At 62.5% G+C, this 26,952-nt stretch carries 29 protein-coding genes and 1 pseudogene; 13 read left to right on the forward strand and 17 right to left on the reverse strand.

Annotated elements, in window-relative coordinates; all coding sequences use genetic code 11:
• Positions 1–2: 2 nt before the first annotated feature.
• The 13 genes and pseudogenes from nuoL to VGL22_RS01195 form a co-directional block, all read right to left on the reverse strand.
• Entirely contained in the window at positions 3–1,934 is a 1,932-nt protein-coding gene (gene nuoL / locus VGL22_RS01135) for an NADH-quinone oxidoreductase subunit L (RefSeq protein ID WP_465265033.1), read from the reverse strand.
• Positions 1,931–2,233 (reverse strand): NADH-quinone oxidoreductase subunit NuoK, encoded by a 303-nt coding sequence (gene nuoK / locus VGL22_RS01140; protein WP_465265034.1) that lies wholly within the window; start codon positions 2,231–2,233, stop codon positions 1,931–1,933. Before nuoK ends, nuoL begins: the two co-directional genes overlap by 4 nt.
• Complete coding sequence (locus VGL22_RS01145) at positions 2,230–2,787, reverse strand: NADH-quinone oxidoreductase subunit J family protein (protein WP_465265035.1); 558 nt, start codon at positions 2,785–2,787, stop codon at positions 2,230–2,232. Before VGL22_RS01145 ends, nuoK begins: the two co-directional genes overlap by 4 nt.
• A 149-nt stretch (positions 2,788–2,936) precedes the next feature.
• Positions 2,937–3,986, reverse strand: a complete 1,050-nt coding sequence (nuoH, locus tag VGL22_RS01150; RefSeq protein WP_465265036.1) for an NADH-quinone oxidoreductase subunit NuoH — start codon at positions 3,984–3,986, stop codon at positions 2,937–2,939.
• Positions 3,987–4,001: 15 nt separating this feature from the next.
• A complete protein-coding gene (locus tag VGL22_RS01155) occupies positions 4,002–6,347 on the reverse strand; it encodes a molybdopterin-dependent oxidoreductase (protein ID WP_465265037.1) in 2,346 nt (781 codons plus the stop codon).
• 8 nt (positions 6,348–6,355) lie between these two features.
• The gene (locus tag VGL22_RS01160) at positions 6,356–6,649 is read right to left on the reverse strand and encodes a type II toxin-antitoxin system HicB family antitoxin (protein WP_465265038.1); all 294 of its coding nucleotides are present in this window, start codon (positions 6,647–6,649) and stop codon (positions 6,356–6,358) included.
• Positions 6,646–6,789: pseudogene (locus VGL22_RS01165) on the reverse strand (type II toxin-antitoxin system HicA family toxin); the annotation flags it as partial. The gene VGL22_RS01160 and the pseudogene VGL22_RS01165, both read right to left, overlap by 4 nt.
• A 55-nt stretch (positions 6,790–6,844) precedes the next feature.
• Positions 6,845–8,155, reverse strand: coding sequence for an NADH-quinone oxidoreductase subunit NuoF (nuoF, locus tag VGL22_RS01170; RefSeq protein WP_465265039.1), 1,311 nt, complete (start codon positions 8,153–8,155; stop codon positions 6,845–6,847).
• A gap of 2 nt (positions 8,156–8,157) precedes the next feature.
• Positions 8,158–8,685, reverse strand: a complete 528-nt coding sequence (locus VGL22_RS01175; protein ID WP_465265040.1) for an NADH-quinone oxidoreductase subunit NuoE family protein — start codon at positions 8,683–8,685, stop codon at positions 8,158–8,160.
• Positions 8,682–8,999 (reverse strand): transcriptional regulator, encoded by a 318-nt coding sequence (locus tag VGL22_RS01180; RefSeq protein ID WP_465265041.1) that lies wholly within the window; start codon positions 8,997–8,999, stop codon positions 8,682–8,684. The genes VGL22_RS01175 and VGL22_RS01180 overlap by 4 nt, the downstream gene beginning before the upstream one ends.
• 53 nt (positions 9,000–9,052) lie before the next feature.
• The gene (nuoD, locus tag VGL22_RS01185; protein WP_465265042.1) at positions 9,053–10,279 is read right to left on the reverse strand and encodes an NADH dehydrogenase (quinone) subunit D; all 1,227 of its coding nucleotides are present in this window, start codon (positions 10,277–10,279) and stop codon (positions 9,053–9,055) included.
• Positions 10,280–10,783 (reverse strand): NADH-quinone oxidoreductase subunit C, encoded by a 504-nt coding sequence (locus tag VGL22_RS01190; RefSeq protein WP_465265043.1) that lies wholly within the window; start codon positions 10,781–10,783, stop codon positions 10,280–10,282.
• The gene (locus VGL22_RS01195) at positions 10,784–11,200 is read right to left on the reverse strand and encodes an NADH-quinone oxidoreductase subunit A (protein ID WP_465265044.1); all 417 of its coding nucleotides are present in this window, start codon (positions 11,198–11,200) and stop codon (positions 10,784–10,786) included.
• A gap of 343 nt (positions 11,201–11,543) precedes the next feature.
• On the opposite strand from VGL22_RS01195, the gene VGL22_RS01200 reads away from it, so the two are divergent.
• Positions 11,544–11,849, forward strand: a complete 306-nt coding sequence (locus VGL22_RS01200; protein WP_465265045.1) for a BTB/POZ domain-containing protein — start codon at positions 11,544–11,546, stop codon at positions 11,847–11,849.
• 95 nt (positions 11,850–11,944) lie between these two features.
• On the opposite strand, the gene VGL22_RS01205 is transcribed toward VGL22_RS01200, so the two are convergent.
• The 3 genes from VGL22_RS01205 to pdxT all read right to left on the reverse strand — a co-directional run bounded on the left by VGL22_RS01205 (position 11,945) and on the right by pdxT (position 15,179).
• Positions 11,945–13,144, reverse strand: coding sequence for a multiheme c-type cytochrome (locus VGL22_RS01205; protein WP_465265046.1), 1,200 nt, complete (start codon positions 13,142–13,144; stop codon positions 11,945–11,947).
• 565 nt (positions 13,145–13,709) lie between these two features.
• A complete protein-coding gene (locus tag VGL22_RS01210) occupies positions 13,710–14,474 on the reverse strand; it encodes a cytochrome c oxidase subunit 3 (protein ID WP_465265047.1) in 765 nt (254 codons plus the stop codon).
• A gap of 111 nt (positions 14,475–14,585) precedes the next feature.
• A complete protein-coding gene (gene pdxT, locus VGL22_RS01215) occupies positions 14,586–15,179 on the reverse strand; it encodes a pyridoxal 5'-phosphate synthase glutaminase subunit PdxT (RefSeq protein WP_465265048.1) in 594 nt (197 codons plus the stop codon).
• A gap of 343 nt (positions 15,180–15,522) precedes the next feature.
• Between pdxT and VGL22_RS01220 the strand changes: the two genes are divergently transcribed.
• Positions 15,523–16,077, forward strand: coding sequence for a hypothetical protein (locus tag VGL22_RS01220; RefSeq protein ID WP_465265049.1), 555 nt, complete (start codon positions 15,523–15,525; stop codon positions 16,075–16,077).
• 132 nt (positions 16,078–16,209) lie between these two features.
• Here the strand turns inward: VGL22_RS01220 and pdxS are convergent, their stop codons facing one another.
• Positions 16,210–17,163, reverse strand: a complete 954-nt coding sequence (gene pdxS / locus VGL22_RS01225) for a pyridoxal 5'-phosphate synthase lyase subunit PdxS (protein WP_465265050.1) — start codon at positions 17,161–17,163, stop codon at positions 16,210–16,212.
• A gap of 315 nt (positions 17,164–17,478) precedes the next feature.
• Here pdxS and VGL22_RS01230 point away from each other — a divergent pair, with 315 nt between their 5' ends.
• The 11 genes from VGL22_RS01230 to VGL22_RS01280 all read left to right on the forward strand — a co-directional run bounded on the left by VGL22_RS01230 (position 17,479) and on the right by VGL22_RS01280 (position 26,908).
• Positions 17,479–17,715: a FliM/FliN family flagellar motor switch protein gene (locus tag VGL22_RS01230; protein ID WP_465265051.1), complete on the forward strand. Its 237-nt coding sequence runs from the start codon at positions 17,479–17,481 to the stop codon at positions 17,713–17,715.
• Positions 17,712–18,020 (forward strand): flagellar biosynthetic protein FliO, encoded by a 309-nt coding sequence (locus VGL22_RS01235; protein WP_465265052.1) that lies wholly within the window; start codon positions 17,712–17,714, stop codon positions 18,018–18,020. The genes VGL22_RS01230 and VGL22_RS01235 overlap by 4 nt, the downstream gene beginning before the upstream one ends.
• Complete coding sequence (gene fliP / locus VGL22_RS01240; protein WP_465265053.1) at positions 18,014–18,721, forward strand: flagellar type III secretion system pore protein FliP; 708 nt, start codon at positions 18,014–18,016, stop codon at positions 18,719–18,721. Before VGL22_RS01235 ends, fliP begins: the two co-directional genes overlap by 7 nt.
• Before the next feature lie 11 nt (positions 18,722–18,732).
• A complete protein-coding gene (locus VGL22_RS01245) occupies positions 18,733–19,002 on the forward strand; it encodes a flagellar biosynthetic protein FliQ (protein ID WP_465265054.1) in 270 nt (89 codons plus the stop codon).
• A 131-nt stretch (positions 19,003–19,133) separates the two neighbouring features.
• Complete coding sequence (locus VGL22_RS01250; RefSeq protein ID WP_465265055.1) at positions 19,134–19,916, forward strand: flagellar biosynthetic protein FliR; 783 nt, start codon at positions 19,134–19,136, stop codon at positions 19,914–19,916.
• 3 nt (positions 19,917–19,919) lie between these two features.
• Positions 19,920–21,107, forward strand: a complete 1,188-nt coding sequence (locus tag VGL22_RS01255; RefSeq protein WP_465265056.1) for an EscU/YscU/HrcU family type III secretion system export apparatus switch protein — start codon at positions 19,920–19,922, stop codon at positions 21,105–21,107.
• The gene (locus tag VGL22_RS01260; protein WP_465265057.1) at positions 21,104–23,221 is read left to right on the forward strand and encodes a flagellar biosynthesis protein FlhA; all 2,118 of its coding nucleotides are present in this window, start codon (positions 21,104–21,106) and stop codon (positions 23,219–23,221) included. Before VGL22_RS01255 ends, VGL22_RS01260 begins: the two co-directional genes overlap by 4 nt.
• A 73-nt stretch (positions 23,222–23,294) precedes the next feature.
• Entirely contained in the window at positions 23,295–24,152 is an 858-nt protein-coding gene (locus tag VGL22_RS01265) for a FliA/WhiG family RNA polymerase sigma factor (protein WP_465265058.1), read from the forward strand.
• 23 nt (positions 24,153–24,175) lie between these two features.
• Positions 24,176–25,159 carry a flagellar motor switch protein FliM gene (locus VGL22_RS01270; RefSeq protein WP_465265059.1) on the forward strand — a complete coding sequence of 328 codons (984 nt, stop codon included), beginning with the start codon at positions 24,176–24,178 and terminating at the stop codon, positions 25,157–25,159.
• The gene (locus VGL22_RS01275; RefSeq protein ID WP_465265060.1) at positions 25,146–25,934 is read left to right on the forward strand and encodes a FliM/FliN family flagellar motor switch protein; all 789 of its coding nucleotides are present in this window, start codon (positions 25,146–25,148) and stop codon (positions 25,932–25,934) included. Before VGL22_RS01270 ends, VGL22_RS01275 begins: the two co-directional genes overlap by 14 nt.
• Positions 25,922–26,908, forward strand: coding sequence for a hypothetical protein (locus tag VGL22_RS01280; protein ID WP_465265061.1), 987 nt, complete (start codon positions 25,922–25,924; stop codon positions 26,906–26,908). Before VGL22_RS01275 ends, VGL22_RS01280 begins: the two co-directional genes overlap by 13 nt.
• Positions 26,909–26,952 lie beyond the last annotated feature (44 nt).

The following is a 26,952-nucleotide window of genomic DNA, read 5'->3' on the forward strand; positions in this document are numbered from 1 at the left end:
TCTCAGTGCCCCGCCCAATTCAAGTGCATGCTCAGCGGCAGCATGTTGTTCCAGGAAGCCAGTGCGAAGAGCAGCAGCACGGCGGCGCCGGCGGCGAGCCATGCCGCATACGAACGCAGATTGCCGGATTGCCACTTCTGCAGGACTGCGCCGCCGAACAGTGCGCTGCCGGCCAAAAACCAGGCGATGCCGCCGAGGATGGCGTATTCGACGACCCACTCGAGGACGAACCGGGAGAGCGCCAGGATGGGCTTCACGATCACTGCGCCGTAGACTTCGTCGACCCAGTACTTGCGTTCCAGCACCACGTAACCGGGAGCGGCGGCGAGCGGTTCCTGGCCTTCGTTGTTGCGGTAGAGCAGGTGGGCGATGAGCCAGCCGAGGATACCGGCGGCGATGGCGGCGCCGCTGAGGATGAGTTCGAGATGGTTTTCGCCGGCTTCCATGGTCTTCTTCTCGAGCACAGGGGAGAGGAACATGCCGAAGCGGCCGGCGCCCATCCAACCGCCGCCGAGCGAGAGCAGGGCGAGGATCGAGAGCGGCCCGAGCATCGACCAGGGGCTTTCATGCGCGTGCAGGTCGTGGCTGCGCGGCTTGCCCATAAAGGTGAGGTACCACAGGCGGAACATATAGAACGAGGTGAGCAGGGCAGTGAAGAGGCCGACGAACCAGAAGACCTTGCCGGCTGTGCCTTGCGTGAAGGCGGCCATGAGGATGGCGTCTTTGGAGAAGAAGCCGGCGAAGGGTGGGATGCCGGCGATGGCGATCACGGCGAACGTCATGGTGATGAAGGTGATCGGCATCGACTTGCGGAGGCCGCCCATGCGGCGCATATCCTGCTCGCCGCCGAGGCCGTGGATCACCGAGCCGGCTGCGAGGAAGAGGAGCGCCTTGAAGAATGCGTGCGTCATCAGGTGGAAGATGCCCGCGGAGTAAGCCGCAACGCCGCAGGCCAGGAACATGTAGCCAAGCTGGGAGATGGTGGAGTAGGCGAGCACGCGCTTGATGTCGGTTTGTACGAGTCCGATGGTGGCGGCGAAGAGCGCGGTGGCGGCTCCGACGATCGCCACGATGAGGAGCGCGAGGGGCGAGCGGTCAAACAGGAAGTGAGTGCGGGCGATCATGTAAACGCCGGCAGTGACCATGGTAGCGGCGTGGATGAGCGCGGAGACGGGCGTGGGGCCTTCCATGGCGTCGGGCAGCCAGACGTAAAGCGGAAGCTGCGCGCTCTTTCCGGTTGCGCCGATAAGCAGGCAGATGCAGATAGTGGTGAGGATGCCGCCGGTCCAGCCGGGATTAGCGGCGAGCTTTGTGGCCACTTCAGCAAAGCTGAGCGAGCCAAAGTTGGCCAGCAGCAGGAACATGCCAATGAGGAACCCGAAGTCGCCGATGCGGTTGACGACGAAAGCCTTCTTGCCGGCGTCGGCAGCGGAGGTCTTCTTGTACCAGAAGCCGATAAGCAGGTAGGACGCGAGCCCGACGCCCTCCCAGCCGACGAACATCAGCAGGGCGTTGCCGGCGAGTACCAGCGTGGTCATGAAGAACAGGAACAGGTTGAGGTAACTGAAGTAGCGCCAGTAGCCGGTGTCGTCATGCATGTAGCCGACGGAGTAGAAGTGAATGAGAAAGCCTACGCCGGTGATCACGAGGAGCATGATGAGGGAGAGCTGGTCGAGGACGAGGGTGATGTCGATGTGCAGATTGCCGGAGTTGATCCAACTGCCCAAAATTTCAGTGTGAGGAATGTTCAGCGCAGGCATAGCGCCGAACATTCCGCGCGCATTGCCGAGGACTGCAATAAAGGAGCCCAAGGGCGCGAGAAGGGCAATCGCGGTCACGATGGGCTTGGGCAATCGCGCGCCGAAGACTCCGTTCAACAGGAATCCCGCGAACGGCAGGATCGGAATCAGCCAGAGTGGAAAGATTGCTGTCATAGTTTCATCAGGTCGATTCGGTCGACGGCCAATGTTGCGCGGGCGCGGAAGATGGCGATGATGATGGCGAGTCCTACAGCCGCTTCAGCCGCGGCTACGACCATCACAAAGAAAACGAAGATCTGTCCCTTGACCAGGTGCCACTGGTGGGCGAAGGTGACGAACGAAAGGTTCACGCCGTTGAGCATCAGCTCGATGGACATGAACACCGTGATGATGTTGCGCTTGATGAGGAACCCGACCATGCCCAGGCAGAACAGGGTGGCGCTCAACAGCAGATACCAGGAGATAGGAATCACTTGCTGCCCCTCCGTTCTCCGCCCGCGGCTCCTGCGAATGGAACCCTTTTCCTGGGGTGGTCGCCGGTTCCTGCGCGGGCCAGCGCCACAGCGCCGAGGATGGCGATGAGGATGAGTACCGACGTGACTTCAAACGGAAGCAGGAGTTCGTGGAAAAGCACGCGGCTCAGTTCCTCTGTGCTGGTGATGGGGTCGCTGAGCGAAACTGCGCCCAGTCCAGGGGCGCGCAGAATGGTGGTGGCGACGACCGCGAGCACAACGGCCACGGCAGGAAAGCCGAGGAGCGCTGCGGCGCGGCTGCCCAGAGTGCGTTCTTCGCGGCCGGCGTTCAGGAGCATCACCACAAAAGTGAACAGCACCATGATGGCGCCGGCGTAGACAATGATCTGCGCCGCGGCCAGGAACTCCGCGCCGAGCAGTAGATAGAGCACGGCCAGCGAACTCATCACCACCACCAGCGAGAGGGCGCTGTTGATGGGATGTTTCTGCAGGAGCAGGTTCAGAGCGCCCGCCACCGAGAGTCCGGCAAAGATGATAAAGAGTACCAGGTGCATTGTTCCATCACATGCTGCTGGCAGCAAGTCGTGGTGACTCGCCGATTGAGAGGAGGCCACAAAGCAGGAGTTCGCTCTGGGAGACTCCTCTGATTCTACTTGACCGCGCGCTTCACTTCATCGCGCGGCATCACAGACAAAGTCCGCGATTATTGCATGAAGGCGAACCACAGGCTGGTACCAACAATGTTCAGAATTGCCAGCGGCAACAAGAACCGCCAGCCGAAATTCATGAGCTGGTCATAACGGAAGCGCGGCAACGTGCCGCGCACCCAGACGTACAGAAACAGAAAGCTGAAGACCTTGAGCACAAACCAGAAGATGGGAAACACGACATTGGCGAAGGTGCTCTCGAACGGTCCGATGAGATTGCCGAGCGGGCTGGTCCATCCCCCCAGGAAGAGGAGAGTAGCCACGCAGCCTACGGTGATCATGTTGGCGTATTCCGCCATGAAGAACATGGCGAATTTCATGGAACTGTATTCGGTGTGATAGCCGGCGGTGAGTTCGCTTTCGGCTTCGGGCAGGTCGAACGGCGCGCGGTTGGTCTCCGCATAGGCTGCCATCAGGTAGATGAAGAAGCCGATGAACTGCAGGCCGCCGAAGATGTTCCAGCTGAGGATGCCATGGGTGGCCTGGCTTTCGACGATCTGCCGCAGGTTCAGCGTGCCGGCGCGAAGGACGACGCCGACAAGCGACAGACCGAGCGCCAGTTCGTAGCTGATCAGCTGGGCGGAAGAGCGCAGGGAGCCGAGCAGAGAGTACTTGTTGTTCGATGACCAGCCGGCCAGCGCGATGCCGTATACACCCACAGACGTGATGCCGAGGATGACAAGCAAACCGATGTTCACGTCGGCGATCTGAAAGAAACGGAATCCATCCTTCTCAATGGAGGGCGAGCCAAAGGGCACCACCGCGATGGAGATCATGGCGCAGCCCAGCGAGAGGATGGGCGCCAGGAGGTACAGAGGCCGGTAGACCGTAGCGGGGATGATGTCTTCCTTGAGGAAGTTTTTGGCACCGTCGACCAGCGGCTGCAGGAGGCCGAACGGGCCAACGCGGCTGGGCCCCCAGCGATTCTGAATGCGCCCCACAAGCTTTCTCTCAAGCAGCACCGTGTAGGCGACGCCCATCAGCAGCACCACCGTCACGACGATGACCTTGAGGATGCTCCAAAGTACAAACTGCAGAATCGTCACTTGCCTGAACCTTTCCTAATCGGCGGCGGTTTCCGCCACTTCCTTCTGCTGCGACTGATACTTGTTCAGTTCGCGCATGTATTCGCTGTAGCGTCCCAGAGTGCCTGAGGTGAACAGCCCATCGTGCGAGGGCGCTACCAGGTCCGAACGTCCCTTGGTCAGCGCGGAAACCGGAACAAATCCAGGCTCAGTGCGCACGTCATTTCCTGAAAGCAGGTTGAGCCGATCGAGCTTGTAGGCGGGCACCAGGCGTTCGATTTCATCGAGCACCGCGAGCGGATCAAACGGGCTCAGCCTGGGCTCGAGGCCTCGCGCTGCCAGCCACACTCCGTGGCGATCGGCCTCGCCGGACTGCGCTCCGCGCGTCTGCCCAAGGTCGGCGCGCACGCCGCGCGTGCCGAACGGAACCAGCGACTTCACGTCGGCACCCATGGCGCTTGCCAGCCTGACCAGGATTTCGAAATCGGGCCGCACGCCGGGGCGATCCGCAGCTTTTTTGACAAGCTGCACGTCGCCGAACGTGTTGGTGACTGTGCCTGACTTTTCATACAGGCTGGCCGCCGGGAGCACCACATCGGCCAGCGCCGCCGTCTCCGTGAGGAAGAGGTCCTGGACGACGAGGAAGGTGTTTTTCAGCGCGGCCGGATCCATGGTGAGATTGCCAACAGGATTTGCTCCGACAATGAGCAGTGCGCAGATCGCGCCGTTTTTCGCGCCTTCCAGCATCTCCGGTTGCGACTTGCCGGCCACGGCGGGCATGCCGGCGTACTCCTGAGCGAAAGCGCCTGATTCCGCCACCGGCACATAGCCTGGCAGCAGATCGGGCAGCAGGCCCATGTCGGCGGCGCCGCGCGAGTTGGAGTGATCGCCCAGGAACGCAAACCTCACGTTGCCGCGCTTCAGGCCCCACTCTACGAGGGCGTCAATCTGATCGCCGCGGAACTCCTGGCCGAAGATGACCAGGAGCGACTCCTCGGCCATAACGGTCTTGGAGAACTCGCCTTGATTGCTGTCGAGCAGTTGGGTCAGGTCGCGATAGCCGTTGGGCGGCACGCCCTGGGTGGCCCGGGCCTGCCGCTCCAGCTTGATCGACTGGTGGTTGACGATGTAGAGGCGCGCCTTGTTGAGGCGCACGTTGCAGCGGATCTGCCACGCAAGCAGGGGGTGCTCTTCGGTGGGATTGCCGCCCACCAGAAGAATCGCCGGAGCAGTGGCTGCGTCGCGCATGCTGGCAGCCTTGTCTTCATGGCCCGCCATGGCGCGCGCAAACGCGGCAAAGTCCGCGGTGCGGTGATGGTCAATGTTGTTGGTACGCAGGACGGTGCGCGCAAACTTCTGCAGGATGTAGTTCTCTTCGTTGGTGGTGCGATTGGAGCCGATGACGCCAATGCCTTCGCCGCCCTTGTTGTCGTGAGCGTCTTTGAGGCCCGCAGCCGCCGAGCGCAGCGCATTCTCCCACGTGGTGGGCTCAAGATTTCCGGCGGCGTTGCGGACCAGGGGCTTTGTGAGGCGATTCTCGCTGTCGACAAAGTCAAAGCCAAAGCGCCCTTTGGCGCAGAGGAAGTCGCCGTTGATGCCGCTCTTGTCGCGATTGTCGGCACGGACGATGTCAGAGCCTTCATGCGACTGGCGCATGCCCAGCGTGACCTTGCAGCCATCGCCGCAGTGCGTGCACACGGTGGAGACGTGGTTCATCTCCCAGGGCCGAGTTTTGTAACGATAGGAGCCGCTGGTGAGCGCGCCGACGGGGCACACGTCAATGCACATGCCGCATTGCTCGCAGTCCAGGTGGGCCGGTTCGGCATTGGATTCGGGTCCGTTGGGCGCGATCACGGACGTCACCCCGCGGTTCTGTATGCCGAGTGCCCAGACGTCCATGCCTTCGCCGCACATGCGCACGCAGCGGTAGCAGAGGATGCAGCGCGGGCGATCGAAGAAGACCTGCGGAGACCACTGCTGCTCTTCGCGATGGCGTTTGGCGTCAACCATGAGGCTGGTGCCCGCGCCGTACTTGAAGGTCATGTCCTGCAGTTCGCACTCGCCGCCGGCATCGCAAACAGGACAGTCGAGAGGATGGTTGCCGAGCAGGAGTTCGATCGTGGCCTTGCGCGCCTGCACAATCTCCGGGGAGTCGGTGATGAAGACCTGGCCCTCGGCTACGGGCGTGGTACATGCGGTCTGCAGCTTGGGGACTTTTTCCTGGCGCACCACGCACATGCGGCACGCGGCCTGCAGGCTCAATCCGGGGTAGTAGCAGAAGGCAGGAATTTCAATGCCCGCCTTGCGGCACGCCTCAATCAGCAGCGTCCCCGCGGGAGCCGTCAGCTTCTTTCCGTCAACCGTAAATGTTACGTCAGCCATTCTTGTCCTTACGCGGCCTGGGTGGCTGTGGTTGGCAATCGCACCTCGAGCCACTCGATCACATACTGTTTCGCTTCCCGCTGCGCATCGAACTCGTCAAAGTTCACGCATGCGGCTGTGGCATCTGGAATCGCCTCACCGGCAGAAGTGGTCTCGTTCAGGTAAAGTTCGATTGCCTCGCGCATGTTTGCGCGCGTGTCATCGAGCGCGTCTCCAAGCGAACCGCATCCAGGCAGGTCAGGAGAAAAGGCGCTCCAGTTGCTGGCGCCTTGCTCATACACCACCGGATAATTGCGCGTCATTTGAGGCCTGCCTTCTTAAGGATACTGTGCAGCAATCCGTTGCCGATTTCGTTGCCTGCATGCATCGGAACAATGATCAGTCCGGGCTTACTCGCGTGGCGATAGTGCCGATGTCTGCCAGACTGTCCGGTGCAGTACCAACCATCGTCTTCAGAATGCGCACCAGTTCCCGGGGTCTCGCTTACTTGTCATTTTTTACACCACAGCCATCTCGGTGTGCTTCGCAAACGGGCACGGTTTCCCGTTCAAGTGATCCTCAAACTCTTTTCTGAATTTCTTCACAAATCCCAATGTCGGCATGGCCGCCGCGTCGCCGAGCGGGCAAAAGGTGCGGCCCATCATGTTCTCGGCAAGATAGCGGATGTTGTCGATGTCCTTGTCGGTCCCGAAGCCTGCATGGAATCGCGTCATCGTCTTCTTGAGCCAGTCGGTCCCTTCGCGGCAGGGAATGCACCAGCCGCAGCTCTCATGCTGATAGAAGCTGATGGTGCGCAGCGCGAACTCCACGATGCAAGTCTGGTCGTCGATCACGACGACGCCGCCCGAGCCCAGCATCGAACCGGCTTTGCCCACCTGGTCGAAATCCATGCCCAGGTTCTCGATCTCTTCCGGCAGCATCACGGGCGTGGAGGAACCGCCGGGGACAACAGCCTTGAGCTTGCGCCCGCCGCGTATGCCGCCACCGACTTCGTAAATCATCTTTTTGAGGTTGTAGCCCATGGGCAGTTCGTAGACGCCGGGCCGCTCCACGTGGCCGCTGAGGCCGAAGAGGCGCGTTCCGCCGTTGCGCTCCGTGCCCACGGCTGCATAGGCCGGCGCGCCCATGGTGATGACGTGCGGCACGGTGGCGATGGTCTCGGCGTTATTGATGACCGTCGGTCCGCCATACAGACCCACCACAGCGGGGAACGGAGGTTTGATGCGGGGGACGCCGCGCTTGCCTTCGAGCGACTCCATCAGCGCCGACTCTTCGCCCACTTCATAGGCCCCTGCGCCCGTCTGAGTGATGATATTGAACTCGAACTCGGTGCCGAAGACGTTCTTGCCCAGAAATCCCTTGGCATAGGCATCCGCGACGGCCTTCTCCATGATCTCCAGCAGATACCGATACTCGCCGCGCAGGTAAATGAAGCCCAGTTTGGCGCCGATCGCCATGCCGGCGATCATGGTGCCTTCGATCACGGCATGCGGATCGTGGAGGAAGATCAGGTGGTCTTTGCAGGTGCCCGGCTCGCTTTCATCGCCGTTGACCAGCACGTATTTCGGCTTGGCACTCTGCTTGGGAACGAACGACCATTTCAGCCCGGTGGGGAAACCCGCGCCGCCGCGTCCGCGCAGGTTGGAGGCCTTCATTTCGTTGATGACCCACTCCGGTCCCTGCGCCAGGCACTTCTTTGCCGCATCATAGCCGCCCAGCTCGATATAACGGTCGATATTGGCCGCGCCCATGCCGAAGCGGCGCGTCACAATTTTTACTTCATCGGGATGCGAAACAAGCCTCGGCATGATCAGCGTCCTCCCTTTCCCCTGGCTTGTCCGCGGTAGTCCGCGAGGATTCCCGGCACATGCTCCGGCGTCAGCTCATCATGGAAGTCGTAGTTGACCTGGATGGCGGGAGCCCAGCAGCATGCTCCGATGCACTCTACTTCTTCGAGGGAGAAGATGCCGTCCTTGGTCACTCCCTTGTGGCCGATACCGAGTTCGTCCTGAAACCGCTCGTAAACCTCATAGGCGCCGCGCAGCATGCAACTGATGTTGGTACAAACCTGCACGTTGTATTTGCCGGCCGGCTTGAAGCGCAGCATGGAGTAGTAACTGGCCACGTTGCGGACGTCGAGCTCGGTCAGGGACAGGCGGCCGGCGATTTCGTGGATGGCCGCGTCGCTCAGGTAGCCGATCTCGTCCTGCGCGTAGAGCAGCATGGGGATCAGCGCGGAGCGCCTGACCGGGTACTTGTTCGCCAGCGCCTCAAAGCGCGCCGAGAGCTGCGGCGAAAAGATGCTCATGGTCTCCGTGTTTCCATCCTTCGGGCTCATGCCATCAACTCCCGTGCCCACGCCTCAGCCACCATATCCATCTCTTCCTCTTGATCACCGGCGCGCAAACGTCCGGCCTCCGTCAATTCCATCTCGCCTGCGCTTCCGTCCTCGCGCTTCCACCGGATCGCTGCGGCCGTCCGTTCCAGCTCCAGCCAGGCCGTGCCATGCCGAACCGTGATCCGTTCCTCGCCCAGTTCCACGGTGGCCTGCCGATTTCCGTTCAGTCCGTGCGCCGCGGTGTAAGCCCTGAGCAGGGAAGCGAGCGATACCCACAACTCAACATAAACCTGACCGTCATCATGGCTGGGCATTGCCGTCCTGACTCCGTTAGCGTCGCTCACCCCGCTATCCAGGGCTCTTTCCTCTACCGGTCAATCTCTCCCAGCACAATATCAATGGATCCGATTACCGCCACCACGTCGGCCAGCAGCCGCCCCTGGCACATGGTTTCCAGCGCCTGCAGATCGGCAAACGAGGGATAGCGCATGTGCACGCGATACGGCTTCGGGCCGCCGTCCGAAACAATGTAATACCCAACCTGTCCGTGCCCCGATTCGATCGACTGATACACTTCGCCTGCGGGAACGGGGAATCCCTCAGTCACGATTTTGAAGTGATGGATCAAGGCTTCCATCTGCGTCTTCATGGCCTCGCGGTCCGGAAGGATGATCTTGGGCGCATCCGCCCGAATCGCACCTTCCGGCATGCCGTCCAGCGCCTGCTGACAGATCCTTACGCTCTGGCGCATTTCTTCAAGGCGGCAGATATAGCGAGCCCAAACGTCGCAGTCGTTCGAGACCGGCACGTCGAACTGAAATTTTTCGTAGCTTGAGTACGGCATGTCGCGACGCACATCGAAGTCGATGCCGGATGCCCGCATTACCGGCCCGGTCACGCCCAGCGCCAGGGCGTCATCGCCGGAGAGGTGGCCGATGTTCTTGAGCCGGTTTACAAAGATGGGGTTGCCGGTCAGCAGGTTGGAATACTCGTCAATCTTTTCCGGAAATCCGGAGATGAATGTCTGGACCCGCTCAAAAAAGCCCAAAGGCGGCTCGAGTGCCAGGCCGCCCGGGCGGATATACGACGTCATCATCCGCTGGCCGCTGACCATTTCGAAGATGCGCAGCAGGTCTTCGCGCTCGCGGAAGGTGTAGAGAAACACCGTCAGGGCGCCAATGTCCATGGCGTGCGTGCCCAACCATATCAGGTGGGAGTTGATCCGGGTCAGCTCGCTCAACAGGACGCGCAGCCACTGCGCCTTGGCCGGAATTTCCAGGTCCAGCAGCTTTTCGACGGCCAGCGAGTAAACCAGGTTGTTGTTCATGGGGCCGAGGTAGTCCACTCGGTCGGTGAGCGGAACCACCTGCTGGTAGAACTTGGCCTCGCAGGTTTTCTCAATGCCGGTGTGCAGGTATCCGATCTCGGGATAGAGCCGCACCACGATTTCGCCGTCGATCTCCAGCACCAGGCGGAGCACGCCGTGGGTGGACGGGTGCTGCGGGCCCATGTTCAGCACCATGTGCTGATCGCGCGCGCCCTCCGCTGTGGGAGCCTGCAGAATCGGTGTTCCTACTTCGGGCAGCGTCGGCATCTAGCGGTATCCCTCCACCGGGTAGTCCTTGCGTAGCGGATGTCCAACCCAGTCGTCGGGCATCATGATGCGGCGCAGATTCGGGTGGCCCTCAAAACGGATCCCGAACAGATCGAAGATTTCGCGCTCGTAGTAGTTCGCGCCCGGCCAAACCGGCGTGATCGAATCGACGGTGGGGTCCGATTCATCCACCACAACCTTGAACCGGATTACGTGCCGGTACTTGTGCGAGCAGGCGTGATAAACCACGTGGAAGCGCGGCACGGACGGGAACCAGTCCACCGCCGTTACGTCCTGGAAGGCGTTGTAGCCGGCCGCCATGAGGGTGGAGCAGGTGCTGCGAATCAGATCCTTAGCGATCGTTAAGGTCAACTCGCCGCGGTCGAACCTGGCGTCCGTGATGGCCTCGGCGTCCCAGCCCTGGAGGGCCTGAATGGCGGGATGATCGGGCAGGCCCTCGAGAACAGCGGCCTTGTCCAGCAGAGTCGGGGTGGTTTCAGGCATTTACAGATCCGCCTTGTCCAGGCTCCAATCCAGGATGCCCTTGCGCACGATGTAATAAAGTCCCACGGACACGAAGCCGAGGTAGACCAGCATCTCCCAGAAGCCGAAAAAGTGGCTCACCCCGGGAATTTGCGGAAGCTTGCGGTAGATCACTGCCCAGGGCATCATGAACACCGCTTCCACGTCGAACAGGATGAAGAGCATGGCCACCATGTAAAAGCGCACGCTGAAGCGCTGCCGGGCGTCGCCCACCGGGATGATGCCGCATTCGTACGCGGCCAGCTTGGTGGCGGTGTTCCGGTGGCGGCCGATAAACCACGAGCCGGCGACCATCGCCATACCCATGCCGAATGCTACGACGATCTGGATCAAGAGCGGCACGTATTGCCAGTAGTAGGGAATTTTGTCGGCATTCATCGCGCCAGCCCCCAAAAGTGATAGTTGTCGGCGGAAAGCACAGCAATCTCAACCACGCCGCTAGTCTGAGCTTAGGTTTTCAACCTATGTCCGGTCAAGGCAGCCTACCTTTGACCCAATTCCTTGCATCACAGTGACCTGAGCCGTCTCGCAGGTCAGCGCACGATGTTGACTGTCAACGACCAAGCTGACCAGATGACACCTTCAGTTATGCGTGATGTCCGTCACTTTGTTTCCTCAAGGGACACTGCATAATTCGATCATTCCCGTTGTGAACTTCGGTACCTTGGTCATCTGATAAGCGTCTAATGATTGGCCGAGGAATAGGATGAGGATCAATTCCATGATCGGTACGGTAACCAATCATTTCACATTCGCCGGTTCCGCCTCAGCCCTTCCCAATCAGGCCGCCAAGGTGCGGCGCCGTATCAGTTCTGAAGCGGGACATGCGCTGGAGAAACTGGGCCACGCCATCGAATACCTCACAGACGAATTTATGAACGAAGAGGGGCGCCCGCCCTTTCGCCGGGACGGCCGCCTGGAGGCGATCGAAATCCTGATGGCCGCCAACCGCAGGGTTTACCTCGACTGCCCTCAGCTTCCCAGTTTGCGCGAACGCCTCAGCAGCCTTATCCACCGCCACGTGTAAGCCGATTTCTCTCCACACCCCAGCGGGCTCGCCTGGACAGGCGGGCCCGTCGTCTTTTCCGGCTTGCGCGGATGCGCTTCTCAATGCTGCGCTTCTCAATGCGCTTTCAGGCTTTGTTCCACCTCCGCGCCGGCTTCCTTGTAGATCGCAATGCGATGCGCGCGCAGCAGCGCGTGCAGCTTTTGCTCGCCGGTGGACGTGACGATCTTGGCGGAGTCCAAGAGAGGCATGTGGCAATCGATGCAGCGGGTGCGAATGGCGGCGCCGAGCGTCTTGTACTTGCCGCAGGCCCGCAGTTCATGGCAGGTCTGGCAGTGGGCTGAGAAGGACTCGGCGTTCTCCTGGACACGGTGCACATTGTGGCAGGTGGAGCAGGTGATCTTGCCGGAGCCGAAGCAGCGGCTTGCTTCAAGCGCGCCCACCTGGTTGCCGTGCACGTCGGGTGGTGCGGCGGGATCGACGGGCTGAATGTGGAGGTAGTCGCGGATCGTGTCGCCGGGCAGGAAGCGCAGCGAATCGCCAATGGGCTGTACGGCCCCGGCGTGGCACAGGGAGCAGAGATCGAGCTGCTGCTGATGCGAAAGGCGGGCAGGATTGACGATTGCGAGTTCGGTCTTGGGGTCGGGCTTTTTCGCAGAACGCTCCAGCGCCACGTGCTTTGCGCCAGGCCCGTGACAGCGCTCGCACTCGATTCCCAGCACAACGCTGTCTTTTACGTAGCGGTTCGCGGGCGGATTGAGCCAGGTGAAATAGCTGCCGTGGCACTCCAGGCAGCGCGGCACCACGGGCCGGTCGAAACGGACCTGGCCGGATGGGAAGCCGGGGCTTAGAACCCACTCGCGGCCCCAGCCCCAATAGGAGACCGGGAGCTCATAGAGCTGGTCGCCGTCCCAGTAGAGGTAGGTCTGGGCATGCCGGCCGGAGCCGATGGCGATGTCGATGCGCTGGGCTTGCCCGGTGGGGTGGTTGGGATCGGAGATATCCATTCCGCTCTCGTAGAAGCCATTCTTTTCCTCGGTCATGGCGACGATGATGTGGGGGTTCGAGGTGTGCAGGACGTTGTGGCCGGGGCTGAAACTGCCCAGGATGTGCGCGCGGTCGGCGGGCGCGGAATCGCGGGCGTGGGGCGTCAGGACGTAGGAGACTGCCTGGGTGCGGTGGCATTCGGCGCAAGCCTCGTCGCCGGCGTAGTCACTGCGGGGCGGCGGCGCAGGTCGGCCGGTGGCGGGGGCGTTCGGCACCGCATTCGAGACCGGGGAACCCATTCCGGCCACCAGAATCGATGCCGTCGCCATACAACATGCGAAGGAAACAGCTTTCAGTGCGGATATCAACCGGGGCCCCTGAGGGTCTGAGGAGTCCAGCCCAGCGAGCCGCAGGGAGGCGGAGGGGGGGCATGGCAGGGAAGCAGACCTGCTTGGATAGACGAAGAGGGGAGCTTGAAGGACGACGGTGCGGCGGGGAGAGAGGAACAGCGGGGGGCTGCGCTGCGGAGCTTGGGAATGATTCGGGAGGGGGGGGGGCTATTTACTTAAGGATAAATTTCTGCGCGCGCGAGAAGTTGGAAACGGAGACCCGTTTTCGCCGAAGATTCGCTTTCTATTCGGGTTCAGGGCGAAACTGGAGGCGGCTGAATTTTCATCTATAACTTATTTTAAATCAATAGATTACATCGGTTTTATGTATATACATGCAGGCAGAAAAAACGAGCTACTGAGTTACTGCATGGTAAACACAGGTACAAGTTCCAGCGGGCTGGACGTGGGAGAGAAACCGATACTGAAGTACGCGTGGCATAGGCGCAAGGATCGATTTTGCGCCGAATACGGACGGCGTGGCTGTGTTGGCGGTCACGCCCGGTTATTGGCCTACGGCCAGCACGGCAAGAAGGAGGATCCAGGCGGCGCCCAGCGTGTGCCAGTACCAGCTTGTGATGTCGACGGCGATCTGCCGGGACTCGACGCGCTTGAACCATCGCAGGGCGGTGAGGCACAGCACCAGCGCCAGAACTCCCAGAACAAGGTGTCCGGCGTGCAGTCCGGTCACGACATAAAAGAAGTAGCTGGCCGGGGTGGAAAAGCGGTCGAAGGCAAAGCCCTGGGCGGTAAGCTGCCTCCACGCAACGATCTGCCCGATCACGAAGAGGGTGCCCAGGGCCAGAGTAGCGCCGATCCAGGGCAGGGCACGGCGCAGAGCGGGCCGGCCCAGCCCCAGCCACTCTTCCAGGACGTCGATCTCACGGAAGATATTGCGGCGCCCGAACTCCATGGTGAGGCTGCTCAGAATCAGGACGGCGGTATTGAGATAGACGATGGGGGGCAGGTCGATGGGGCGCCAGTCGCCGATCATCTCGTGGCTGCGGGGGTCCAAGTGCATACCGGCCTGGCGGGCGAAGAAGAGCACCACCAAGGCGGCGAAGAACATCATGTCTCCGGCCAGGGCGAAAAACACAAAGAGCCGAATGCGCTGCAGGCGATCTCTCGGTCCTTTTCGGGGATGCTGGTAGTCGTCGTCACCGCCACCGCCCCCTCCGCCCGTCGGTCGACGGTCAACAGGGGGCTTCCCCCCAATTCCAGGTTCTTTCCGTTCTACTTCCGCGGGGGCGCGGCTGAAAGCGATGGGCATGGGGAAGCCTCGGTGTGCGTGAGAATTGATCCCACCCATGCTTGGACGCACGGAGTAGAGCATGAGATGGTCGATTTTGTACCAGAACCTCGTATCTGCGACAGGTAAATTTTAGTTTTGCTTTTTCTGCATCGTCATCTCGACAAAATGACGGTGTACGCGGCGGTCCTGCGAAAGCTCCGGATGGAAAGTGGCGGCCAACAGGTTTCCCTGGCGCACCAGCACCGGAAGCCCATCGCGGCGGGCTAACACTTCGACGTCTGAACCCACCTTTGTGATGCGCGGAGCGCGAATAAAGACCATTTCCAATGGATCGCCGGGAAGGGAAGTAGGCTCCACGAGGATGCTGGAGTCGATCTGGCGGCCGTAGGCGTTGCGCTCGACAACGGCATCGAGGGCGCCGAGACTTTTCTGCGCCGGGTGGCGGACTTCTTTTGCGAGCAGGATGGCGCCGGCGCAGGTGCCGAAGGTGGGGCGGGTGTGGGCGAACTCTTTGAGCGAGTCGAAGAAATTGCGCCGCTCAAGGAATTTGAGCATGGTGGTGGACTCGCCGCCGGGAATGATCAGGCCGTCCAAGCCGTCGAGTTGTTCCGGATTGCGGACTTCGACGGGTACCGCGCCGGCGTCGTTCAGCGCTTCAGCGTGTGCCGCGTAGTCCCCCTGGATGGCGAGGACGCCGATGCGGGGAGCGGACACTTGACTCAATGTGCTGTTTCCTCAGTGAACTCAAAAGGATTGAATACCGGGATTCCGAAAGGAGTGAATTCTTTGGTGTTTCTGGCTGCCACGGTTGAGTTTGTGATTTTAGCGGTAGCGGTAATCATCGCGTCGGCAGAGAGGTCGTCCGACCCTCCCTGCGGGTGGTCTCGACCAGATAGGAAAGGCGCGTGTTGATGTCGAAGGCGGAAGCGGGCATGAGAATACCTGCGGTTTCTACCTGATCATTTTACATCGGACCTGAAACGGATCCGGCGTCACAGATCGGGCGATATGACTACAATCGACTAGCGATTTCGGGCGGCTCAGAGGGTGCACGATGGGAGGGCGCATGGAAAGTTCTGAATCAAGAGCGGCACAACTTCATTTCGGAGCCCATGGAGAGTACCAGTGGATCGTGGCGGAGGCGTCGCTCCACGAGGTTCTGAAGGAGGTGCCGGAGGCCGTCCTTGGCAGGCACATCGCCGTGACATCCGCGGACAGTGGCCCGCTGGCTCTTGCGGAACGGGATACAGCGAGAGGCTGGAGCAGCCGCGGTGGAATCGCCTACAGCCCCATGGTGGAGCGCGCCGAAGACCTTCCCTGCCAAAGCTGCTTTCATGAGTGGTATGTGTTTCGCGAGCCGCGGGATTTGGGCATCCTGGTTGATCCGAAGGTTAGTCTTTGGGTTTCTGAGATCGCCCGCGGCCGCGTTCACGTGTTTGTGAATTACAGCTTCGGCTTCAGCCTGCACTCGTCGGAGTGCGCGGCAGTGACCGAAATTTTCTGGGAGCAGATGGAATGGATCCGTCCTGAGTCTTACATCGCGGATGGGGACCAGCTCACGGTGGTGACGCGCAATGAGCGGCTGATTGCCGGCGTGGTGCGCGCGCTGCAGCGCGACTGAACGAGCCTGGCAGCTCTCCGGCACAAGCGGCGATCCTCAAGCAGCGCAAAGGCCACCTTCCTCATGGGCAGGTGGCCTTTGCGTTGCGAGCTACGCTGGACCGCGGGGCGCCGGCCGCGTCGCAGGTGCTGCTTACCAGCCGCGGGTCTGGAGGAGTTCCTTCTCTTCGAGGGCGGCGGCGGCCAGGCCCTTCATGGCGCCGGTGACCTGCTCGCTGACTTCCGCCAGGATTTTGGGATCGTTGAAGTGGGTGGTGGCGATCACGATGGCCTTGGCGCGGGACATGGCTTCGGCGCGCTCCTTGGGGTCGTTCTCGACGTCAAGCGGCGTGGCGCGCTCCTTCATGAAGATTCCTGAGCCGACGAAGACGGCCTCGGCGCCCAGTTGCATCATGAGGGCTGCGTCCGCGGGAGTGGCGATGCCGCCGGCGGAGAAGTTGGGTACGGGCAGCTTGCCGGCCTGGGCGACCATGCGGATGAGCTCGTAAGGGGCCTGGTGCTCCTTGGCGGCGGCGTAGAGCTCCTGCTCGCTGAGCACGGTGAGGGCCTTCATTTCCTTCACAATCCGGCGCATGTGCTGGACGGCGTGGACCACGTCGCCGGTGCCCGCTTCACCCTTGGTGCGGATCATGGCCGCGCCCTCGGCGATGCGGCGGAGGGCCTCCCCCAGGTTGCGGGCGCCGCAGACGAAGGGGGTAGTGAAGGCGTGCTTGTCGATGTGATGGACTTCGTCTGCCGGGGTGAGGACTTCGGACTCGTCGATGAAGTCGACGCCGAGCTGTTGCAGGATCTGCGCCTCGGCAAAGTGGCCGATGCGGGCCTTGGCCATGACCGGAATGGAAACCGCTTCAATGATCTGCTTGATGAGCTTGGGGTTGGCCATGCGGGCCACGCCGCCTTCGGCACGGATCATGGCGGGCACGCGCTCCAGAGCCATGACGGAAGAGGCGCCGGCTTCCTCAGCGATGCGGGCCTGTTCCACGTTCATCACGTCCATGATGACGCCGCCCTTCAGCATCTCAGCGAGGCCGATCTTGAGGCGCAGGCTGGTTCCCGTAAAGCTCTTGTTTCCATTGAGATCAGACATGTTGGTTTCCTTTTTCCCAGGTATGCGCCGCGCGCGACTGGGGGCGTCAGCGGCCGGTGGGGGTCAATGACCAGTGTAACAGTGATTTGGCTCTCTTATGCGATGAGCGGGGACGGGGCGGGGACGCGCAATTCTTAGCTTTTCCCAATGAGAATGTCCTGCTTCTGGTCATTCTTCTGCAGGTTTGGTGCGCGTATGGCCGCCACAGCCCATTCCATTCCGCAGTCTTCACCGCTTCCGCCGACGCCGGCGCCAAGCGCCGGACCAGTTGGATCATCTGCACTTGCCACCTGCCAGGCACCGGACCGTTCCGGCGTGTCGATTCATCCCGAATCCGTGGTTGCCCGCCTTCCCGTGGAGGTGGAGGTGGCAGTGCCGGTGCGCGACTTCAGGGTACGCAACCTGCTGGCGCTGGAGCTGGGAGTGGTTGTGGGGTCGCGCTGGAGCCATGGGGACGACCTGCCGCTCTCCGCCGGAGAGGTGCAACTGGCGTGGCTGGAATTTGAAGTAGTGGCCAACACCCTGGCCGCACGTATTACGCGCATTGCTTGAAGCGCATTACCCACGGAGGAGAGACGCACATGACGAATAAAGCCGCGGTACCCGGCGGGCTGGCGGGATGGCTTCTGACGCGGTGGCGCAGCCGGGGCCGGACCGAGCCACGGCTGGCGGTGCTGGAGCGGATCACGCTGGCGCCGCGGCAGACTTTGTCGCTGGTCGAGGTCGAGGGCAGGCGGTTTCTCATCGCCGGCTCGGCGGACGGCGCGCCGGCGTTCTGTCGGCTGGATGGCCGAGCGGGTGGGCGGACCGATGGGCAGACGGGCGGCAAAGAGCGCCGGGGGAGGATCTCGTGGTAGCTCTGCTGGCCGTCGTGCGTACCGCTTCTTCAGGCTCTGTCCCGCTGCTGCCGGATTTGAATGCGAAGCTGCACGCGTCGGACTCGACGCCGTGGACCATTCTGTTTGTCCTGACGCTGATCACGCTGCTGCCGGCAATTCTGATGGCGATGACGCCGCTGGTGCGGCTGACCGTGGTGTTTCATTTTCTGCGCCAGGCGCTGGGGACGCAGACCGCGCCATCCAATCCGACGCTCCTGGGACTGGCGCTGATGATGACTTGGTTCCTCATGACGCCGGTGCTGACCCAGGTGGATCAGCAGGCAGTGGAGCCGTTTCGCGCCGGACAGATCACGGGGCTGGAGGCGATCGAGCGCGGGTCGCAACCGGTGAAGCACTTCATGCTGCGTTACGCGCGCGAGAAAGACCTGGCCCTGTTTACGGCGGCCGGGCAGATCGCGCGGCCCAACTCGCCGGATGAACTGCCGATGCGCGCGGTGATTCCGGCTTACGTGCTGTCGGAGCTGAAGGCGGGGTTCGCAATCGGCGCGGTGCTGTTTCTGCCGTTTCTGCTGATCGACATGGTCACGGCTTCGATTACGACATCGATTGGAATGTTCCAACTGCCGCCGGTGGTGGTATCGACGCCGTTGAAGATTCTGCTTTTCGTGATGGTGGACGGGTGGAACCTGCTTGCCAGTTCGCTGTTGAAGAGCTTTTGAGGAGTATCGCGATGACTGCTGACATGGTTGCCGAGTTACTGCGCCAGTTGATGCGGGAGGCCATGATCCTGGCCGCGCCTGTTCTGGTGATTGCGGCGGTGCTTAGCTTCGTTCTCAGCCTGGTGCAGACCCTGACCAGCTTGCAGGATCAGTCCCTGACGACGGTGCCGCGGCTGGTGGCGGTGGCGATTGTGCTGCTGGTCGGCATGCCGTGGTTTTTGAGCCGGATGGCGGAGTACACAAGGGCGCTGCTGATGGATCTGCATAAGTACGTGGGGTGAGAAAAGCAGCTCCTCGCTGCCAGTCACTCGCTTCTAGCTTCGGTCTCGATACAGACGCTGCGACGGAGCCATAGAAACCGAATTGGCTGCCGAGGAGCTAGGAGCTGGCAGCTGGAAGTAGGAGCTTACCGTTGTCCGACTGGCCTACATTTCTGAGCGCGATGACCCTGGCGCTGATCCGGTTGAGCGGGATGGTGCTGTTTGCGCCGTTCTTCTCGTCGAACGCGCTGCCGGTGCGGGCCAAGGCGGTGTTTGTTCTGGCGGTGGCGTATCTGCTGGCGCCGCTGGTGGCCACGCTGCCCAACGCGCATGCGGAGGTCAACTTCACGGCGATCCTTGGCGAACTGGGGGTGGGCCTGGTGTATGGGCTCACGCTGGCGCTGCTGAACGAGATGCTGCTGTTCGCCGGGCAGGTGATGGGGGTGCAGTTCAGCTTCTCGCTGGTCAATGTGATGGACCCGTCGTCGCCGATCGAGACGCCGCTGCTGGGGGAGCTGTTTCAGATGATGGGAACTCTGGTGATCATCACGGCGGGGCTGGATCGCATTCTGCTGGCCTCCATGGTGCGCAGCTTCCGCGCGGTTCCGCTGGGGACGTATGCGCTGATGCCGGTGACGGGGCTGGGGATTGTGCGCGCGGCGGGCGGGGTGTTTGTGGCGGCAGTGGAGCTGGCGGCGCCGGTGCTGGCGGCCACCATGCTGGTGGAGTTCTCGATTGCGCTGATGGGCAAGCTGAGTCCGCAGTTGCCGGTGATGAACCTGACGGTTCCAGTGAAGACGCTTACAGGCTTTGTCATTCTGGCGGGATCGCTGGCGCTGTGGCCGAGGTTCATTGAAGGCCGCTTCAGCTCGCTGCTGGACCTGGCCGAAAAGCTGATTGCGGGGAATGGCTCCGCTGCCGGCCTGGGAGGTTAGTTCATGGCCGGAGACCGCACCGAACAGGCAACTGCACATCGGCGTGAAAAAGCACGCAAGGACGGCGACATTCTGCACAGCCGCGAATTGACGGCGGCTGCGGGAACGCTGGCGGGTGTGCTGGCGCTGGGGCTGGTGGGCACCCGCTCGCTGCTGGCATGGCGGAGCGTGTTTGCGGGGTTCCTGGAGATGGGACAGCCGGCCCACTGGGAGCCGAGCCAGTTGATGCCGACCCTCGTCACCCTGCGCCGGCTGGCAATGGAGGTGTTCGGGCCGATCGGAATCGTGATGGCGTCGGTGGCGGCGGCGGCGCTGGCGGTGGGCATGGTGCAGACGGGCGGGCTCTCGTTTCATGCCGGCGCGGTGGGATTCAAGCTGGACCGCATCAATCCGCTCTCGAACGTGAAGAACCTGTTCTCGCTGCGGGCGGCGGGACGGATTGGGAAATCGCTGATTCCCGCGGCCATTCTGGCCATCTTCGCGGTACAGCGGATGGCGCACCAGTTTTCGATTCCGCCGTTCTCGACGGCACGGCTGGAGATGCTGGGAACGGACATCTTCGGGCTGCTCGAAGTGGCGGCGTGGCTGTTGTTTGCGTGGGCGGCGATTGACTACCTGATTGAATGGCAGAGCCGCGAATCGCGCCTGAAGATGAGCAAGCAGGACATGCGCGACGAGTACAAGGAGACCGAAGGCTCTCCGCAGGTGCGCAGCCGCATCAAGGGCCTGCAACGGCAGATGCGCCGCCGCAAGGTGAAGCAGGATGTGAGCCGCGCGGCCGCCGTGATCACCAACCCCACACATTATGCGGTAGCGCTCGGGTTCGACTTCAACACCATGGAAGCGCCCAAAGTACTGGCCAAGGGGCGCAACCTGCTGGCCGAGGAGATCAAGGCGGAGGCGCGCTGGGCGGGCGTGCCCATTGTGGAGAATCCGCCGCTGGCACGGTCGCTGTACCGGTCGGTCGAAGTTGGCCAGGCCATTCCTGTCGATCTCTACGCCGCAGTGGCTTCGATTCTTGCGTTCCTCTACCGGCAGCGCGTGGAGGCGGAGGTGCGCGAGCGCCGCGTGAAGGAAGCGGCCGCGCGCGCTCATGCCGCGCGAACGCAGGCTGTGCGCGGGGCGCCGCGTCCGGTAACTCCGCCCAATATTTCAGGCAATTCGACTTCTGATTCGCGAGGTTCGCAATGAGCACCAATGCCGTCGTACCCGCACCTTCTTCCGGGATTGCGTCTATCTGGAGCGTCGTGGCGCGGTTCAAGGATTACGCGCTGCCGCTGGCCGCGATCAGCGTGATCTTCGTGATGCTGGTGCCGCTGCCGTCGGCCGCGCTCGATCTGCTGCTGGCGCTCTCGATGGCGGCATCGATCATTGTGTTTCTGGCGTCGGTGCAGATTCGCCGTGCGGTGGAACTGAGCGTGTTTCCCACGCTCTTGCTGCTGCTCACACTATTCCGGCTGTCGCTGAATATCGCTTCCAGCCGCAGGATTCTGCTGCACGGGTCGGAGGGAACCGCGGCGGCAGGCAAGGTGATCGAGGCCTTCGGGCAGTTCGTGGTCGGCGGCAATTATGTGGTTGGATTCGTCTTGTTTCTAGCCCTGATCGCGATCCAGTTCTTAGTGGTTTCTCATGGGGCGGTCCGCACCGCCGAGGTGACGGCGCGATTCACGCTCGATGCGCTGCCCGGCAAGCAGATGGCGATCGACGCCGACATGAATGCGGGGCTGATTGACGAGGCCGAGGCGCGGAAGCGGCGCCAGGCAATTGCCCGGGAGGCGGAGTTCTACGGCGCCATGGACGGCGCGGCGCGGTTCAACCAGCGCGATTCGCTGGCGACCATTCTGATTACCGCGATCAACATCATTGCCGGCCTTCTGATCGGCACGCTGCAACAGGGGATCGGGCTGAGCGAGGCGGTGCGCACCTACACGATTTTGACGGTGGGCGACGGTCTGGTGACGATGATTCCTTCGCTGCTGGTGTCAGTGGCGGGCGGGATCACCCTGACCCGGGCCAACTCGGCCGGCTTGCTGGGAGGGGAGATCCGTCAACAGCTTCTGGCGCGGCCCGCGACGTTGTATCTCGCCAGCCTGGTGATGGGGGCGCTGTGCCTGATACCGGGGCTGCCCAAGTTTGCGTTTCTGCTGGTTTCGGCGATCTTGTTTTTTGGCGGGAGGCGGGTGGGCGCGGCCGCCGCCGCGGCGGCGGTTACGGCGGAGCCGGGCCAGGCGGACAAAAAGAAACCGGAACAGGCGCAGGCCAGCGATCTGGCCAACCTGTTGCGGCTGGAAGACCTGACGCTCGAGATCGGGTTCCAGCTGATTCCGCTGGTGGATGAGAAACAGGGCGGCCAACTGCTGCAAAGGATTCGCACGCTGCGCCGGCACCTTTCCGGGGAACTCGGGTTCCTGATCCCGCCGGTGCACATTTCGGACAATCTGCGCCTGAAGCCGCGCGAGTATGTGTTCTCGATGCGGGGCTTGGAGATTGCGCGCTGGCAGACGGAGGGCGCGCAGCTGCTGGCGGTGTCGGGGGATCCGAACCGGCGTCCGCTGGCGGGGCGGGAAACGCGGGAGCCTGCGTTCGGGGTTCCGGCATTGTGGATTGCGGCCAATCTTGAAGAGCAGGCGATGGCGGCGGGCTACTCGGTAGTGGACGCCGTCACGGTGATCACCACCCATCTGGGCGAGCTGATCCGCCAGCATGCGTGGGAGCTGCTGAATCGCGCGGAGATCAAGCGGCTGATGGAGTCGCTGAACGAGTCGCATCCGCGCTTGATGGAAGAACTGGTCCCCAAGCTGCTTACCCTGGGCGAAGTGGGCCGGGTGCTGGAGCAGCTGCTGCGGGAGCGGGTGTCGATCCGCGACTTCGGCGCGATCCTCGAAGCGTTGCTCGAGACGGCGCCGCTGAACAAGAGCACCGAGGCGCTGGTGGAGTCGGCGCGGCAGGCGATGGGTCGAAGGCTCGTGCAGCCGCTGCTGGACGGAGAGGGGCAGCTTCCGGTGCTGCTGCTGGAGGCCTCGCTGGAAGAGGAGATTCTCGCCACCGTTTCGCCCGAACAGGGACAGCGGCTCCTGTCATCCGCTTCGGTTCCGGGTACGCCGCTGGTGCGGCGGCTGGTTGATTCTTTGAAATCCCTTATCGCTTCCAGCTCCCCTGCGGTCCCGCCCGTGCTCCTTTGTCCAAGTCCGGCCCGTTACTACGTCCGGCGCTGGCTGGAAGCCATGTTCCCGCGCCTGGCGGTGGTTGCAGCGGGGGAGATCCCCCCCGAGGTGCGGCTGCGGCCGGTGGGAACGGTGAAGTAGGGCGCGCTGGATTGGGGCAAGGGCGGGTCCCAGACACGAGCGGTGGATTACGAGTTGTGGACGAGGAGTGACGATGCTGGAGACTTTGGGGACGGGTGCAGGCGGCGGGGCCGCACGGCGCGGGATGACTCTGAACGGTGGCTATCCGCCCGGTGGCAGCGGGCCGGGGATGACTGCCGAGCAGGAACGCATCCTGCTGGAACACTTGCCGGTGGTGCGGTTTCTTGCCCGGCGCATTCATGAGCGGCTGCCGCAGCACGTGGATATCGAGGACCTGGTATCGGCCGGCGTGGTGGGCCTGCTGGATGCCTTTACCAAATTCGACCCCGACAAGAAAGTGCAGTTCCGCAGCTATGCGCAGTTCCGCATCCGCGGGGCAATTCTCGACAGCCTGCGCACGCTGGACTGGAGCCCGCGCGAGCTGCGGCGCAAGGGCCGCGCCGTGGAGGAAGCCATACGCAACCTGACCGCGCGCATGGGCAGGCCGCCGAACGAAGGCGAGGTGGCCGAGGAGATGGACCTGTCGCTGGATCAGTATCAGCAGCTTCTGGGCGACCTGAAGGGCCTGGAGATCGGGACGCTGAACATGGAGCGCAATGAGGACTCGGGCGAGGAGGAACTGGCCTACGTGCCTGGCAATCCCGAGGAGGATCCGCTGTTTCAATGCCTCAGGGGGGGACTGGAGGAGCGGCTGACGGAGGCGATTCAGAACCTGCCTGATCGCGAGCGGCTGGTGATGACGCTTTACTACTTCGAGGAGATGACCATGCGTGAGATCGGCTTGGCGATGGGTGTGGTGGAGTCGCGGGTGTCACAGGTGCATGCCTCGGCGGTGGTCCATCTGCGTGCGGAGTTGAAGGACCTGACCACCAGGGGAGTCTTCCATCGCACCGACCGCAAACGTGCGCACAAGCGGGTTCTTGCCAGCTAAGGATTGGGGCTTAGGAATAACCGATGGAAAAGATGCTCAAGCAGGACGAGATCGACGCGTTGTTTGAAGCGGCGCGTACGCAAACGGCGCAGGGCGAACCGCTTGAAGAGGTGCGGGCCAAGGTGGTGCCGTACAGCTTCTCGTCGGCCGGCCAGATCTCAACCGAACAGTTGCGCGCCATCAGCATGCTGAATGACCTGTTCGCGCGCAATCTGACCCACAACCTGGCCGCTTCTCTGCGCACCCGGTTTCAGGTCAACCTGGTGTCGGCGGAGCAGATTCCTTTCAATGAGTTCATTTTGCGGATTCCGGAGATCAGCTATGTGGCTTCTGTGAGGCTGGAGCCGCTGGGAGCCTTGTCGGTGCTGCAACTGGAAATGTCGCTGGCACCGCCCATCATCGATCTGCTTCTGGGCGGCGAGGGCAGGGAGGGAGGTCTGCGCGAGCTGACGGAGATTGAGGAGTCGATTTTGCGGAGCGTGGTGGAGAGCATCTGCCGCGAACTGACGGCGGCCTGGCAGCCAGTGGGCCTGAGCTTCACGTTCGAGCGCCGCCAGATGCTGACCCAGGTGGCGCGTGTGATCAGCGTGAACGAGAAGACGCTGTGCCTGAGCTTTGAAATTCGCATGCCGCACGCCTCGGGTTTGTTGAACCTGGCATTTCCGGCTGTGGTTTCAAATGCAATTCTGCGCCGGCTGACGGTGGATTTCGGCCGCGGCACGCGGCAGCCCTCCGAGACGCGAAGCCTGCTCGAAGAGCGGGCGCGGCGGATTCGCTTTGGAACGAGCCTGCAATTGCCTTCAGTGCGCGTCGCGGCCAAGGACGTCGAAAACCTGGCCCCGGGCAGCCTGATCCGGCTGGATCTGCCGGCGCAGACCTCTCCGCTGTGGTGCGCTGGCGGCCAAGCGTTTACGGCTGCGCAGGCGGTGCGGCAGGGCACGCATCGCGCAGCCAGGCTGGTGCGGGCGGTGGATATAAGGAAAGGAAACACGCATGACCTATCTTGATTGCTGGATCTCGGCGGCTACAGCGCTGTTTGCGCAGGCGCTGGCAGGCGAACCCGAACTGGTGGATTCTCTGCCGCGGCCGATGGGGGCCTCGATTGCGTTTACGGCGACGATCTCAGGGGACCAGGAGGGCCGGTTTACGGTTATTCTCGACAGCGCGGTGCTGGAGCCGCCGCTGCTGGGCGAGGGCGTGGAGCAGCAGGGCGCCTGGGCCGAATTGCTGCGCGAGGTGGCCGATGCCGCGGTGGGCGAGCTGCTGGCCAAGACGGGCAAGAAATGCCGGGTGGATCGCTTTGAAGCCAGTAAGGGAGAAGACAAGGTCAGCCGTGCGTTCCAGTTGAAGTCGGGTGAGCACGCCTGGACGGTGCTGGTGCGCGACGAGGTGCGCGCGCCCAAAACGGAGAAGAAGAAGGTAGTAGCGGCTGCGACGCCGGCCGGGACACAGTCTGGAGCGGCTCCTGCGCCATCGGCTCCGGCGCGCGGCGAGGATGGCGTGGCGATGCTCACGCCGGGGCTGGAGCTTTTGCTCGATGTGGAACTCGAGGCCACGCTGCGGTTCGGGTGCCGGGAACTTCCACTGGGCCAGATTCTCGACCTGGGGCCCGGGGACGTGGTGCAGCTTGACCGCCATGTCGACGATCCCGCCGATCTCATCGTGGGCGACAAGATTGTGGCGCGCGGCGAAGTGGTGCTGGTGAATGGCAACTTCGGATTGCGCGTGACTGAGGTGGCGGCGCCGCGCAAGCGGCTGGAGACGATTCGATGCCTCTTCTGATGCGGCGTAGTACGCAGTTGGCATTGCCGACTGCCATGGAGCAAGCTTCCCCGGCGGCGGCTTGGACGGACCCTGAACAGTCGGAAGAGTTCGGCACACGCGCGGCGCGTCTTCCCGGGCATCTGCCCCCCCGCGGGCTGTTGCGGGAGTGCGCCAACCCTGGATGTTCATCGGGATGGCTGCAGATCTGGCGCAGCCGCTCGGTACCGATCTTCGAGAGAGGATGGAACTGCTCGCTGGAGTGCACGGCGGCGCGGCTGCAGGCTGCGGTAAGCCGCGAGCTGGACGGGCGCGGATCGTCGGCCACGGTGCACCGCCACCGCGTCCCTCTGGGCCTTCTGATGCTGGAGCAGGGTTGGATCACGCAGGCGCAGCTGCGCGGAGCTCTCGAAGGCCAGCGCGCGAACCGTGCCGGCCGCATCGGCCACTGGTTGATTGCGAAGGAAGGCGTGAGCGAGCATCTAGTGACGCGGGCATTGGGCTTGCAATGGAGCTGTCCGGTTCTGCCGCTCGAGTACCACGATCCGGAAGGGCTCAGCCCGGTGATTCCGCGATTGTTCGTCGATGCCTTTGGGGCTGTGCCGCTTCGGGTGGCCGCAGGCAGGCTGATCTACCTGGGATTTGAAGACCGTCTGGACCCGGCGCTGTCGCTGGCTGTGGAGCGCATGTCGGGGCTGCGGGTGGAGAGCGGGCTGGTGCAGGGGTCGCAGTTCCGGCCCGCCCACGCGCGCATGCTGGAGGCAAAGTTTCCGCCTGTGGAGTTGCTGGAGGCGACCTCGGAGCCGGCGCTGGTGCGGGCTCTGGCCAAAGCCGTGGAGCGGGCCAAGCCTGTGGAATCAAGGCTGGTGCGGGTGCATGACTGCTTGTGGCTGCGCATGTGGAGCCGTCCGCAATGCGGGCCGATCGCCGAGGCTGCTTGCGTGCGGGACATGATCTGTACGGTTTCCGGACAGTTTATGAACGGACCTCAATGACCGGGACGTTTTCCACGGCACTCATGCCAGCGTTTGGAGCGCCG

The organism is Occallatibacter sp. (assembly GCF_036502485.1).
Classification (GTDB): Bacteria; Acidobacteriota; Terriglobia; order Terriglobales; family Acidobacteriaceae; genus Telmatobacter.